This is a genomic window from Hallella faecis (assembly GCF_018789675.1).
GTDB classification, from domain to species: Bacteria; Bacteroidota; Bacteroidia; order Bacteroidales; family Bacteroidaceae; genus Prevotella; species Prevotella faecis.
Genome location: NZ_JAHKBE010000028.1, coordinates 26,492 through 39,911 on the forward strand (window position 1 = coordinate 26,492; position 13,420 = coordinate 39,911).

Sequence of the window (13,420 nt, forward strand, 5' to 3'; positions counted from 1 at the left end):
ATTATGGCAAGATATATAGGTCCTAAATCTCGAATTTCACGCCGTTTCGGAGAGGCCATCTTTGGTCCTGACAAGGTATTGGCAAAGCGCAATTTCCCTCCAGGACAGCATGGTAATGACCGTCGCCGCAAGCAGTCGGAGTATGGTTCTCAGTTGGCTGAGAAGCAAAAGGCTAAGTACACCTATGGTGTGCTGGAGCGTCAGTTCCGCAACCTGTTTGAGAAGGCTGCAAAGAGCGAGGGTATCACCGGTGAGGTTCTCCTTCAGCTTCTCGAGAGCCGTTTGGACAACGTTGTTTTCCGTTTGGGTATTGCTCCTACTCGTGCTGCCGCTCGTCAGCTCGTAGGTCATAAGCATATCACAGTTGATGGAAAGGTACTCAACATTGCTTCTTATTCTGTTAAGCCTGGTCAGGTTATTGCTGTTCGTGAGAAGTCTAAGTCTCTCGAGGTAATTGAGGCTGCTTTGGCAGGTTTCAATCACAGCAAGTATCCTTGGCTCGAGTGGGATGACAATACAAAGAGCGGTAAGTTCCTGCACCGTCCGGAGCGTGCCGATATTCCCGAGACCATTAAGGAGCAGTTAATCGTTGAGTTGTACTCTAAATAATCATTAAATTAATGGCGATATTAGCATTTCAAAAACCTGATAAAGTTGTGATGCTGGAGGCTGATGAGCAGTACGGTAAGTTTGAGTTCCGTCCGCTCGAGCCTGGCTTCGGTGTTACTATTGGTAACGCCCTGCGACGCATTCTTCTTTCATCGTTGGAGGGTTATGCCATCAATACCATCCGTATCGCTGGTGTTGAGCATGAGTTTTCTTCAGTTCCCGGTGTTAAGGAAGATGTGACCAACATCATTTTGAATCTCAAGCAAGTTCGATTCAAGCAAGTAGTAGAAGAATTCGAGAACGAGAAGGTGAGTATCACGGTTGAGAATTCCACCGAATTCAAGGCTGGTGACATCACTAAGTATCTGACTGGATTTGAAGTGTTAAACCCTGATTTGGTGATTTGTCATTTAGACTCCAAGGCATCTATGCAAATTGACCTGACTATTAACAAGGGTCGTGGATACGTCCCCGCTGATGAGAATCGTCAGTTCTGCACAGATGTTAATGTACTCCCAATCGATTCAATCTACACCCCTATCCGCAACGTCAAGTACTCTGTTGAGCCTACTCGTGTCGAGCAGAAGACCGACTATGATAAGCTCACGCTTGAGGTTACTACGGATGGTTCCATTCACCCGAAGGACGCCCTGAAGGAGGCTGCTAAGATCCTTATCTATCACTTCATGTTGTTCTCTGACGAGAAGATTACTCTTGAGAATCCGAACGCCGATGGCAACCAGGAGTTTGATGAGGAAGTTCTGCACATGCGCCAGTTGCTGAAGACTAAGCTTACCGATATGAATCTTTCAGTTCGTGCGCTTAACTGTCTGAAGGCTGCTGATGTTGAGACCCTTGGAGATCTCGTGCAGTATAATAAGACAGATCTCTTGAAGTTCCGTAACTTCGGTAAGAAATCGCTTTCTGAGCTTGATGATTTGCTCGAGAGTCTGAATCTGTCGTTTGGAACCGACATTTCCAAGTATAAATTAGACAAGGAGTAGTTCTATTTTTAGATAACGCTCTTTCAAAACGTAAAAAACAAAATGAGACATAATAAGAAATTCAACCATCTGGGTCGTACTGCATCTCATCGCTCAAGCATGCTCGCTAACATGGCATGCAGCCTGATTATGCACAAAAGAATCACTACGACCCTCGCTAAGGCCAAGGCTCTCAAGATGTATGTTGAGCCGCTGATCACACGTTGCAAGAAGGACGACACAAACAGCCGTCGTGTTGTTTTCCGTTACCTTCAGAACAAGTATGCGGTTAAGGAGTTGTTCGGTGAGGTTGCCGCTAAGGTTGCTGACCGTCCCGGTGGCTACACACGTATCATCAAGCTCGGCTCTCGTTTGGGTGACGCTGCTTCTATGGCTTTCATCGAGCTCGTTGACTTCGATGAGAACATGGCCAAGACTGCTAAGGTTGAGAAGAAGACTCGTCGTAGCCGTCGTTCTACGAAGAAGGCTGATGAGGTTGCTCCTGAGGCAGTTGCAGAGACCTCAACAGAGGCTCCCAAGGCTGAATAATCTGATCGCATTTTCACTTTATAAGAAATCTCCGGTTCTTTCTGAGCCGGAGATTTTTTATGCTTTCGTTTCTTTTGAGTTATTTGATGCTTTCAATCCATTTTTTTGTTCAAAACGGTTTGGGACCCCTATATGTTTAGATTGTCCATGTCCTTTTGAAGGTCTTATCCTTACCGCTTATTCATTTTGTACCTTCTTCTTCTTTGTAAGCTTTTCGGTTTTATTTTTCCTATGTACTGCTTGCCCTTTTCGATTATACGATATTCATAGGGTGTGTGTAGTCTTTATCAATGAATATGATGCCTTTACATTGAATGTAATTGCACATGACATAAATAAGTTTCCGTTAAGCCTGGCAATACTCAAAGATGCATAACTCTGCCGATGGCTTAACGGAAACCTGATATTTTCATTATTTGGGGGTGTTTACCCGTTGTTTGTTGGCTTGAATCATTTTATTCTTTGTCCACGGGCATTAAACTTTTTGCCTCCTTTTCGGATGATGAGTCGATTGTTCTCAATGAATTTGCTGTCCTTTCCGTTGGCTGCTAATCGTTCGTCCTGAATAGAAACGATGCCTACTGTTGTATCGTCTTTCTGCATATACCATTGTGAGCGTTCCACGTTTTGGGTCCATCCACAGATGTTGAGATGGTCTGCAGCAGCATGCAGAAATCGGTTGGCGTCAGTTGAGCCGGTTGCCCCAAAGTTGTAGAGATGCTCGCCACTTGCTGTGATGGTGTACTTCACCTTGGTGGCAGAAGTGGTCTTGTTGGCTTGCGAACCAGAACTTGCCTGATAGACATACCTTCCACTTGCCGTTTTGATGTAATATGAACTTGCGTCAGCTTTCTCCAACGTAAACGTGCTGCCCTCCGCATAGCGGTCCTCAGCGATCACCAGATGGTTTGATGCGTCCTCCACCATGTAATATGTGTCGCGTTCCTTGTTGCGCAGACGAAACCTAAGGCCATCTGCAGGCTCCACATACACAATGGGTTTTTCGGGCTCTATGTATTTGCCAAATATGGCTATCAGGTGGACAGCGGCCGTCACTTGGAATGAGTATTGCTCATTGGTGGAAACGATGTCGTTGCCCAGAAGCCAGCCTTTGAACACCCATCCCTCTGCGGCCTGCGCCTTCACGGTCACCTCGTCGCCCAGATTTTTCATTGTACTGTGTGCGTCGGAACCAATGATGCTAACCAGCCCACGTCCTTTGGAATTGGGAACAACCTCAATTAGGCGTTGCGCTTGCGCATTTACGATCTGAATAGGAATATCGTAGATCACGCCTGCAATATCGCCGTTGGCGCTGTAGTTTCCGCCCTGGTCCACACGGATTCGGATACGTCCAGTGAAAGCCTCGCTCTCCGCAGGTACCGTCAGCTCGGCCTCAATGGTGCCTGCCACCGTAGGCTTTACGGTTTGCTCAAATCGTCCATCGCCATCGAAGTCGGCACACACCGCCACCACCAGTCCTGCAACCTCGGCACCTTTCAGTTGGGCCGTAATCTTCACCTTGCCTCCACGCATCAGCGACGCGTGCGCTCCGGTTTGAATCATAAACTTGTTGTTGGTCAGTGGAGCATAGTGCAATTCGTGCCACACACCCTCGCCCGTAATGTCTATTTGCGTGAGTTTGGTGTCAGGTCTGAACGTGCCGCATGGAATGCGGTAAGCATGCACATTGGGCTGCACATCCTCGTCCTCGCCCTCGCTGGGCTCCGGTGGAGTGGGCGAATAGTTGGTCTCGGTGATGGTCCAGTAACTGTTGCCACGCCCAGTCTTAATGTAGAATGCACACACGCCAGAGGCTCCAAAGTTCAGGCCAAGTGTAGCGTCCTCATTGTAATTGATTGCGCCCTGGTCGTTCGACGCCATGAAGTACGTCGTTGACCCAGCGCCCGTAGACACAATATACTCAACAGGGTTTGCGCCCAGTTCCACCAATGAGCTAAGCGCAATGTTACACGTCTGTGCGTACATCCCGCTGCCCACATTCTTCAGATAGTAGCCGTTAGTAGTGCCTGTTGGAATCAGTTGCCATATAAAGCTGCCATTGGTCTTGTCGAGCGAACTGGCCATGATGTTGTTGCCATTGGCATACATGTAGGCCTATGAGTTGCCGTTACGGTTGATAACATAATATTTACTCTCGTCGAAGGCCTGCGCAAATACGCATACCAACAACAATGTGAAGATGGATAATAATTTCTTCATACTATCGAGGCAATGTTACTTTAAACAGCGGGCTATCTACATGCTGCTCCTTGATAATTTGCTTCATCTTGGCCACAATCTCGGGATTCTTGCTGGCCACATCCGTATCCTCGTGGATATCTGTTGCCAAATCATACAGACGGCAGGTGCCCTTGTCCACCACCATCTTCCAGTCACCCATTCTGAGACCCATCATGTTGGTTTCATGAAATTCCCAATAGAGGAAGTCGTGCTTCTTCTGCTTACTGTCGTTGCCGGTCAGTGTGTTGTAGAAAGAAATGCCGTCGTATGGGTCGGCTTCCGTGCTTGCCTCCAGTGAGTGGGCTTTTGCAGCATCGTGCTCACCAATATAATCGAGCAGGGTTGGCATAACGTCATAGAACGCCAACTGGTGGTTGTTGACCACGCCTTTCGGCACACCCGGGCCGCATGCTATGTAAGGTATGCGTATGCCGCCCTCGTGTGTAGAGCGCTTCAAGCCCTTCAGCAATCCGTCGCGGTTGAACCATGTCGGGTCAGCGCCGCCCTCCTCGTGAGGTCCATTGTCGGAGGTGAAGATCACCAAGGTGTTGTCGTCCAACCCTCTCTCCTTCAATTTTTCGCGAATTTCGCCAACGTAGGCGTCCAAGCGGGTGATCATTGCAGCAAACTGAGCGTGCGAGTTGTTGTTCTGGTAGTACCAGTTGCCCGTTTCCCAGCCATGCGACTTCTCATCGCAGTGGAAAGCCTGATTATACTTCTGCAGGATCGAGTCGTTGGGCTGCCACAACTCAGCATGCGGCAGCGTGTAGGTGAAGATGCCCAGGAACGGTTCCTTCTTATCGGCCATCCTGTCGATCCACTTCATGGCATACTGATGGATCTTGTCGGCACTGTATTCAGCGCGGTTCTCAAAATCGGTGTCGCCACTGAACACCGTGGCATGTTGGATATTCTGCTCCATGGTCTCTGCCACCACGCAAGTGTCGCCCTTGCCCTCAGGGTCATAGCGGTTGAGGAAGTTGGGATAATATGTGTGTGCCTGGAACTGGCATATAGGTCCATAGAAACAGTCCACACCGCGCTTGTTGGGCAGCGACATCGACGAGGTTGTGGTATACTTGCTCGTGTCGGTATTGCCCAAGCTGTCTACCGCATACGTGTTTGGATATTTGCTGTTCCAGTAACCGCCTGCCCATTTGCCAAACATACCGGTATTGTATCCAGCCTTTTTGAACAGCTCGGGTATGATATCGTGGGTCATCAGGTAAGGTTCCTGTCCAACAACGGGATAGTCGCCACGACCGTTAAACATCGTTTGGTCGATGCCAACCTTATTCCAATATTCTCGGTTGCCACGCACATATCCGTGACCGGCATGCTGTCCGGTCATGAACGACGCGCGTGAAGGAGCCGATACCGGGCTGCCAGCATAGGCGTCGGTAAAATGCATGCCCTCAGTAGCCATCTTGTCCAGGTTGGGGGTAGAAATCAACTGCTGACCATAGCATCCAAGATCGCCATATCCCATGTCGTCACACATGATGTAGATAATGTTGGGCTTTTGCTGAGCAACAGCCATTGTAGGCACCAGCCCCAGCATGGCCATCATCAATTTTCTTGTCTTTAGAGTCATTTTGTCTTGCTTTTAGGTATAGTCTTTTGGTTTATTTGTCATTGCCCAACTCAGTTAAGGTAACGTGTGTTTTCTGATATCGGGGGTCATTCTCATAGCCCTGTGCCATCCCTCTTATAGAAAGAAATAATATTGCAAAGATAAAACAATTGCGTTGAAAAACAGTTGTTTAGGTTGTTAAAATTGATCTTCATGCCTGCATTTGTGTATTTGCCCCATCCTGCATGGATTGTTGGTGCATTGTGCGTACCCCAAACGTCTACGCCTTTCAATAGAGAAGGAAAACATGGCACCATGCACCTTGCGTTGTGTGTATTTTTGAAATCTTACAGGCTTATTGGCTTAAAGTAAATGGGAAAACGCATAATTCGCTATCTTTTTTGTATTTTTGCAATCGAATGAACGTGTTCGTCTATGATGAAGCAAACTAATTGGAAAAAAATATGAGCAAAAAGATCATTCTCTTCAGTATCGCCTTGGCCGTGACGTTTGGCGTGGCCACACAGGTGGAGGCTAAGAAGCGCCTCAAGATGACAAACTACCTCTTTGCTTACTTTATCGGCAATGCTCCGCAAGAGGAGCAGATCCATTTTGCCGTGAGTAACGACGGTTTCAATTACACACCGCTCAACGGGGGCAACCCAGTGATTGGCAGCGACTCTATTGCCTTGACCAAGGCCGTTCGCGACCCTCACATCTTGCGTGGTGAGGATGGCAGCTACTTCATGGTTGTGACCGACATGCGTAGCTCCCTGGGATGGTCAAGCAACCGTGGCATCGTGTTGCTTCATTCCAAGGATCTTGTGCATTGGACGCATCGCACAGTGCATTTCCCCGAGAAATACAAGGGTACACATTTCGCCCACGTCACTCGCGTGTGGGCACCCCAAACCATCTACGATAAGAGCGTGGGTAAGTACATGGTTTATTTCTCATTGCTCACCGATGATGGCTCCATTCCTTATGACAGAGTGTATTACTGCTATGCCAACGCCGATTTCACCGATCTGGAGGGCGAGCCACAGGTTCTTTTCGACTATAAGCAGCCGGCCATCGACACCGATATCGTTCAAGATGAGCAAGGCTTGTTCCACCTCTTTTTCAAAACCGAGGGAGGAAGTCATAAGGGCATCAGGCAATACACCTTTACCAACTTGCACAAGCCCGACACATGGACCTTGCACCCGGGCTATTGCGAGGTTACCAAGAATGCTGTGGAGGGCGCTGGCGTGTTCCCGCTTATTCAGGGTGGTTGGTGCCTGATGTACGATTGCTACATGAACGGCCACTACCAGTTTGCCAAGAGCACCGACAACCTCAAGACCTTTACCTTTGTGCAAGACACACAGACCAAGGGAAAGTTCACCCCGCGTCATGGTACTACCATCCAGATCACGGGCAAGGAGTATAAGCGTCTGCTCAAGGCGTTTCCCATAGGAAAATAATAAGATTTGTCCGCAACCAAACTGCGGTTTTCATAGGCTTGTCCATCGCTGTTGGCGGTGGACAAGTTTTTGTTTGCGCTGCTGATCGTTTCCTTTTGGTAGAATATGGTTGTCGCATACCTTTTTCATACGATCGTCATGTTTCTCTTACTTCTTTGTAATATAACGTTTTTACCTTTGCGCCCAGATGCTGACGGGGAGCTTTCGCGGCCACAGCGGCATAAGACGTTAATAAGATGTAAGATGAAGGTAATATTTGTTATTCAAGGCGAGGGTAGGGAACATCTCACCCAAGCATTGGCGCTCAAGCAGATGATGGAGCGCGAAGGTCACGAAGTAGTGAAAATGTTGGTGGGCAAGAGCAAGACGAGGGAGTTGCCCTCGTTCTAAGGCGTATGCCACTACGGCCGGCTTCGAGAGCGTGTGTGAGGCCCTGTATATGGGCAAGCCTTGCATGATGATTCCAGCTCATGTGGAGCAGGAGTGTAATGCCGCCGATGCAGAGCGCGAACTGGTGGGTTTCCAATCCGAAAGCTTCGATATCAATCGCCTTCAGGCCTTCGCTCGCGGCTATGAGGAGGATGTGGAGTTCCGCATGTGGGAGAACAGTGCCGGCGCGCGCATCATGGCTGCCGTCGAGAGCGCTTGCAATGAATATCGTTCTATGGGTGAGGACGCCTATGGCGATGCTTCGAACACGGGGCTGGTGTTCGAATGCTCTTGATGGGCTGCTTTCTAATTTACAAATCCAGACACCACTTCGCAAGCACTTCCCTTGGACGAAGACGGGTAATGCTATACCACTCAATGGTGTTGCCGAGTGTTCTTCGTTCAAACTCAGAAGTGCCAATAAGGTTGTTTGCTGTGACGGATAACTCCCAACGCTTAGCCTTGTAGCCAATGGCAAGGTCAAGAAAGTGGTTTACGCCTATGCTCTTGTCGTTGGTATGGAAGAGTTCGTTTTTTACGCTCAGCATCCATCCTTTGGCAGGGAACACATATAGTTTAAGGAGATGTTCCCAGTCGGTTGTGGGGTCGGAAGAGAGTTCTGGAGCCGTGAGGTTTTTCTGCTTATAAATGTTCACATTCGACTTACCCTCAACAGAAAGAAACCTTGCTGGACGCAATGAGTAGTTGAACGAAACAGAGGTTGTGTTCATACGTGCGTCATTCACAATGCCCGACACAAGCATACAGTAATCTGTGACCATGTGTGAGGCGCCGAGACTGACAAGTGTCTTTGCCCATCCAAACGATTTGCTTACACGACCAGAAACGCCTATTGTCTGCATGGCATATTCCTTGTCGGTAGCAGTCATTGTGTAGATATTGCCGTTCATCGCACTCTCGTAAAGGATGTTTCCCGACATTCTATTATATGAAGGACGAAGATTAAAGAACAGTCCCGACACAGGATTGGTGTATTTATATGCTGCCGTTGCATGAAGAGCGTGAGTAGCATCCGTTTTGCCTCTATTCACTTTCTGCGTGCGATAGCTTGTGAAGATAGGAGTGTCATAGATAGACCTTCCCATCAATGGCGCATTAGCATAACCAACATTAGCCGAAAATTCAGAAACAACCGTTGCCTTCCAATTCCAACCCACCGCAGGGTCTATCCACAGATGATTGCTTCTTGACTCACGGTAAGACTGACGGGCATAACTTATCTTCGACTTTATTCCTATCCTATGCTTTCCGAAAAGGAACGACATTGAAGGATACCAATACATGCGAAGCAACTGATACACATTCGTCTTCTCCGCTTCCTCGTCCATTGCCACACCAATGCTCTGATAGTCGTAGTTCATTCCCAATTCATTGTTGAGATAGTGTCTGCCGACTTTCAGTTTATATTGCATTTCATTCTGTGTTGAGAAGAAACCGAGATTCAGCCGTTCTGTCATTCCACCAATGGTGAGCAACTGTCCCGGCAGATAGCTGTAGGTCAAATAACTTTCAACGTTGTATATGTTGCCCTTTGCCGTTGTGTGCGACATCTGAAAATCCTCAGTAATACTGCGCTTGTGCGGCTTCACCATCATGTCGGTGCGCTGTCCGTTGTACATCATCGTGCCGACACTCTTGTTGAAGTCAATATAACCTTTAAGGTTGTTCTTGATGAAACTCTTGCTGCCGTTGTACTGATAGTTGGCCTCACCCTTCCATTCGCTTCGGGTGTTGCTGACATTCTGCTCCTCAACTATGACTGGCATATCGGTAAGGGTGAGATAAGTGGATGAACTATAGTCCTGCATATCGGTCTTGTCTATAAATCCATTGCCTTGCACACGCAGTTCCGAATCCTTGCCAGTCTTCCAAAGCCAATTGCCAGCAACAAGATGACTATTGTTGAAAGTATATCGGTTGTCTGCAAGGTCGGGAGCCGCAACCGACATCATTGAGAGAAAGCCCGACTCAGAGCCAGTTCTTCCCTTCAACAATGCAGCAAGATCGAGCACCTCATTGTCGAGTTGCTTGCCGATGTTGTTGTTCTTGTACATCATCAGCGTCTGATACTTCTTGTTGAAACGCATACCCATCAGTCGGAAGTCGTATAGAAAATCATCACCATAACCCAAACCTATGTCAGCCGCTCCCGTCCATACGGCTTTGGCGTCATCCTTCAACACAAGATTGAGAGCAGCCTGTTCGCTGAACGACACGCCACGCAACGACTTCACCGACTGATGATTCTCCAACACCTGCACACTCTTTATCTTATCGGCTGAGATGTTTTGGTTGGCAACACCATATTGCGACCCCATCAAGTCAAGTCCCTCAATATAGAACTTGTTGATAGGTTTTCCTTGGTATTCCACCTTGCCATCCGCTTTCACCTCAAGTCCAGGCATCTTGGCTATCACGTCGGCAATGCTTCGGTCTTGCCCCTGGCGAAAACCCGCAACCGAATATGTTAGCGTGTCTCCAGAACTCTTTATACGCTCCGCTTTTATCTTTACTTCCTTTAATTGAAAGTCGCCTTCTACTAACGTGATAGTCATGCCATCCTTCAAATCAGCAAATGGCATTGTCTTCTTCTGATAACCAATGTAACTTGCCGTTATGCTTGCAGGATTTTTCCCTTTAGGAATAGTCAGCTTATATTCACCCTTGTCGCTTGTGAGACAATACGCCACGGTCGACTTGCTCTCAGTTGATGCCACAACCGAGGCGCCTACCAAGAGTTCTCCTTGCTTTCCTTTCACTTTGCCCGTAAATGTTTGTGCTGAGAGCGAAAGGTTGGTTAGCAGAAGTATGAAAAGTATGGCATATCTCATTGCTTACCAAATGGTTATTGCATATCGGTTATTCGTATTTTTCCATTAAACAGGCATTGAAACTCCGCTGCGCCTTAGGTGGTTCGCTATATCCGCTACCTTGCAAGCGGTTGGTAGTATTCCATTGGTCTTTCCAGTAATCTTCAAGCAAACGTTGAAACTTGGCAGGAGTAGAACGCAAATAACGCTTGGGGTAAAAGCAGATGGTTGCTGTTTGCCGCATCTGCTCTATGCCTGTAGCAACAAACGAGAATTCATGTCGGCTTTCAGAAGCCGCCAATATGAGTCCGGGCAAACCACCTAACTTCCATGGACCATTATCAAAAGGCAAGTCCAACGAATACCACGCTGTCCAAGTGCGCCCACGGAACTGACAAACGGCTTTATGGCAGGGATAACCTATAATAATAGTGTCACCCTCGGCGAGTTCCCAAGAGAAGGTCGGGATGGATTCCTCATAACAGAATGAAAAGTCATTGTGCACGACATCCGTATAAGTGAGCGTGCCCCTCTGTGGAATGTGCTTATAAACTTCATACTCGCGTCCTTTCTTAGAGCCAAACGTATTTGCCAGGAACTGCAAATAGCTCATGGGGTCGGTATTCACACTCTTCACAGAATCACGCAGATGCAGAAACCGCTCAAACCGTTGGCTATAAAACCGAGACGAATGTCGCCCTATATCCAACAGATTTATATCATCATACGCTTCCTTTTGTTCCTGCGTGTGTTTATACAATGCATAATACTGCACACGCACACTTACCGTGTCCGCCACCTCTTGAGAATAGACGCATGTTGCAACTATGCAATAAGCCAAGATGCCGAAGAGCGTTTTCATAAGCAAAACCCATGCGTGGAAATTTATTTATGATTTACGTCTGTTAATATAATAACAGCAATGTGGTGGCAAATTTACAAAAATAATTGAGATGTTCATTCTAACACATCAGATATTTTTTGTATATTCGCATCGTGATAAAAACAACCCGCGAGTATGACAAGAAAATTATATCCCATAGGTATACAGACTTTCTCGGAAATCCGCACGAATGACAATCTTTATATAGACAAGACTGCCTATATATACCGTATGGCGAATTCTGACGGCAAATACTTCTTCTTGAGTCGTCCACGCAGATTCGGCAAGTCACTTCTTGTTTCCACATTGCTGAGCTATTTTGGAGGTCGCAAGGAACTCTTCAAGGGGTTGGCAATAGACAATTTGGAAAACGAGTGGGCTGAATATCCCGTGCTTCATTTCGACCTTTCGGGTGGCAAACATCAGGAAGAAGACCAACTGAACAGATATCTCGACTTTATACTTAAAGATAACGAACGCAGGTTCGGCGTTGAGTGTGATGCTGTGGACGCTAATGTGCGTTTGGCAAATCTTATAGCTTCTGTCTACAAAAAGACAGGCAAGCAAGTGGTTGTGCTTATCGACGAATATGACGCTCCATTGTTGGATGTGGTTCATCAAGACGAACGGCTTGAAAGCTTGCGACATCTTATGCGCAACTTCTACAGTCCGTTGAAGCAGTGTGAGCCTATGCTACGCTTCGTGTTCCTTACGGGTATAACTAAATTCTCGCAGCTCAGCATATTCAGCGAACTGAACAACATCACCAATATCAGTATGGACGAAGCCTATGCTGGCATTTGTGGCATTACCAAGGAAGAATTGCTCACACAAATGTCTGACGACATTGATCGGCTTGCTGAAAAGTTGTCAATCACAAGAGAAGTAGCCATACAACAACTGAAGGACAATTACGACGGTTATCATTTCACATATCCGTCGCCCGATATATTCAATCCTTATAGTCTGCTGAACTGTTTCTCAAAAGAGAAAATAGGGGCTTATTGGTTTGGTTCTGGCACACCAACGTTCTTGATAGAGATGATGCGGAAGTTTGGAACTACACCAATGGATATTGGCGAAAGTGAGATGGCTGACGTATCCGACTTTGATGCTCCTACTGAGACGATGGAGTCGATAGTTCCTCTGCTATATCAGAGTGGCTATGTTACTATTAAGGACTATGACGAAGATACCAACCTCTATGAGTTGGGCATCCCCAACAAGGAAATACGCATAGGGTTATTCAAGAGTCTGTTGCCCAACTATCTGACGCGAAGCTCACAGAGGGGAAAGGTCGCCATTGCCCAAATGTCGGTTCTGATAAAGAATGGTGATATCGACGGGGCATTGGAGCTGTTCCGTACGTTCCTTGCCACTGTGCCCTATTGTGAGAATACCAAATACGAGGGATATTTCCAACAACTTATGTATGTGGTGTTTGCCCTGCTTACCGACTACCGTATTCTTGTGGAACAACGAACGTCAAAAGGTCGTACAGACATAACGCTGGAGACACAAGACAGCATTTACATCATGGAATTGAAATTTGACAATACTGCCGATGAAGCTCTCGCCCAGATAAACGCAAACCATTATGCTGACGCTTTCGCCATGAGCAACAAGAAGACTATTAAAGTAGGGATTGGCTTCGATGTAAAAGACGAAAGAAATATCACAGATTGGAAAGTGGAGAGATGAAATATCGGTCAAGCAAAGACAAGCCAATGAATGATTGGCATTTGCTTGACCGATCTTTTATTCTTCTTCGTCAAGCATATATTCCATCTCTTTTAATCCTAAAATCCGCAACTATCATCCAATACACGATTAAGGGTAGATTTATGAGTCGT

Annotated in this window: 10 protein-coding genes and 1 pseudogene; 7 read left to right on the forward strand and 4 right to left on the reverse strand. The window is 47.1% G+C overall.

The genetic code is table 11. The features are described from left to right. The first annotated feature begins 3 nt into the window (after positions 1–3). Genes rpsD through rplQ form a run of 3 tightly spaced genes read left to right on the forward strand, consistent with a single transcriptional unit; the run spans position 4 to position 2,141 of the window. Entirely contained in the window at positions 4–609 is a 606-nt protein-coding gene (gene rpsD / locus KM934_RS07835) for a 30S ribosomal protein S4 (protein ID WP_215760064.1), read from the forward strand. Between the two features lie 11 nt (positions 610–620). Further along, complete coding sequence (locus KM934_RS07840) at positions 621–1,613, forward strand: DNA-directed RNA polymerase subunit alpha (protein WP_215760065.1); 993 nt, start codon at positions 621–623, stop codon at positions 1,611–1,613. A 42-nt stretch (positions 1,614–1,655) separates the two neighbouring features. Then, on the forward strand, positions 1,656–2,141 hold the full coding sequence (gene rplQ, locus KM934_RS07845) for a 50S ribosomal protein L17 (protein ID WP_215760066.1): 486 nt from the start codon (positions 1,656–1,658) through the stop codon (positions 2,139–2,141). A 450-nt stretch (positions 2,142–2,591) separates the two neighbouring features. Here the strand turns inward: rplQ and KM934_RS07850 are convergent, their stop codons facing one another. Together KM934_RS07850 and KM934_RS07855 are read right to left on the reverse strand one after the other, a co-directional pair. Beyond that, complete coding sequence (locus KM934_RS07850) at positions 2,592–4,229, reverse strand: InlB B-repeat-containing protein (RefSeq protein ID WP_215760067.1); 1,638 nt, start codon at positions 4,227–4,229, stop codon at positions 2,592–2,594. A gap of 136 nt (positions 4,230–4,365) precedes the next feature. Next, entirely contained in the window at positions 4,366–5,955 is a 1,590-nt protein-coding gene (locus tag KM934_RS07855; protein ID WP_252344937.1) for a sulfatase-like hydrolase/transferase, read from the reverse strand. A 467-nt stretch (positions 5,956–6,422) separates the two neighbouring features. Between KM934_RS07855 and KM934_RS07860 the strand changes: the two genes are divergently transcribed. The 3 genes and pseudogenes from KM934_RS07860 to KM934_RS07870 form a co-directional block, all read left to right on the forward strand. Further along, a complete protein-coding gene (locus KM934_RS07860) occupies positions 6,423–7,424 on the forward strand; it encodes a glycoside hydrolase family 43 protein (protein WP_215760069.1) in 1,002 nt (333 codons plus the stop codon). Positions 7,425–7,667: 243 nt separating this feature from the next. Then, positions 7,668–7,814 carry a hypothetical protein gene (locus tag KM934_RS07865; protein ID WP_215760070.1) on the forward strand — a complete coding sequence of 49 codons (147 nt, stop codon included), beginning with the start codon at positions 7,668–7,670 and terminating at the stop codon, positions 7,812–7,814. After that, positions 7,813–8,148: pseudogene (locus tag KM934_RS07870) on the forward strand (hypothetical protein); the annotation flags it as partial. The gene KM934_RS07865 and the pseudogene KM934_RS07870, both read left to right, overlap by 2 nt. Before the next feature lie 16 nt (positions 8,149–8,164). Here the strand turns inward: KM934_RS07870 and KM934_RS07875 are convergent. Together KM934_RS07875 and KM934_RS07880 are read right to left on the reverse strand one after the other, a co-directional pair. Beyond that, positions 8,165–10,633 (reverse strand): TonB-dependent receptor, encoded by a 2,469-nt coding sequence (locus KM934_RS07875; RefSeq protein ID WP_215760072.1) that lies wholly within the window; start codon positions 10,631–10,633, stop codon positions 8,165–8,167. A 100-nt stretch (positions 10,634–10,733) separates the two neighbouring features. Continuing rightward, positions 10,734–11,546, reverse strand: a complete 813-nt coding sequence (locus tag KM934_RS07880) for a GLPGLI family protein (RefSeq protein ID WP_215760073.1) — start codon at positions 11,544–11,546, stop codon at positions 10,734–10,736. Positions 11,547–11,702: 156 nt separating this feature from the next. Here KM934_RS07880 and KM934_RS07885 point away from each other — a divergent pair, with 156 nt between their 5' ends. Beyond that, positions 11,703–13,268, forward strand: coding sequence for an ATP-binding protein (locus KM934_RS07885; RefSeq protein WP_215760074.1), 1,566 nt, complete (start codon positions 11,703–11,705; stop codon positions 13,266–13,268). Positions 13,269–13,420 lie beyond the last annotated feature (152 nt).

Coding starts and splice junctions, on each gene's coding strand:
- KM934_RS07865 (WP_215760070.1), top strand. CDS start 7,668: ATGAAGGTAATATTTGTTATTCAAGGCGAGGGTAGGGAACATCTCACC.
- rpsD (WP_215760064.1), top strand. CDS start 4: ATGGCAAGATATATAGGTCCTAAATCTCGAATTTCACGCCGTTTCGGA.
- rplQ (WP_215760066.1), top strand. CDS start 1,656: ATGAGACATAATAAGAAATTCAACCATCTGGGTCGTACTGCATCTCAT.
- KM934_RS07880 (WP_215760073.1), bottom strand. CDS start 11,546: ATGAAAACGCTCTTCGGCATCTTGGCTTATTGCATAGTTGCAACATGC.
- KM934_RS07840 (WP_215760065.1), top strand. CDS start 621: ATGGCGATATTAGCATTTCAAAAACCTGATAAAGTTGTGATGCTGGAG.
- KM934_RS07850 (WP_215760067.1), bottom strand. CDS start 4,229: ATGGCCAGTTCGCTCGACAAGACCAATGGCAGCTTTATATGGCAACTG.
- KM934_RS07860 (WP_215760069.1), top strand. CDS start 6,423: ATGAGCAAAAAGATCATTCTCTTCAGTATCGCCTTGGCCGTGACGTTT.
- KM934_RS07885 (WP_215760074.1), top strand. CDS start 11,703: ATGACAAGAAAATTATATCCCATAGGTATACAGACTTTCTCGGAAATC.
- KM934_RS07855 (WP_252344937.1), bottom strand. CDS start 5,955: ATGATGGCCATGCTGGGGCTGGTGCCTACAATGGCTGTTGCTCAGCAA.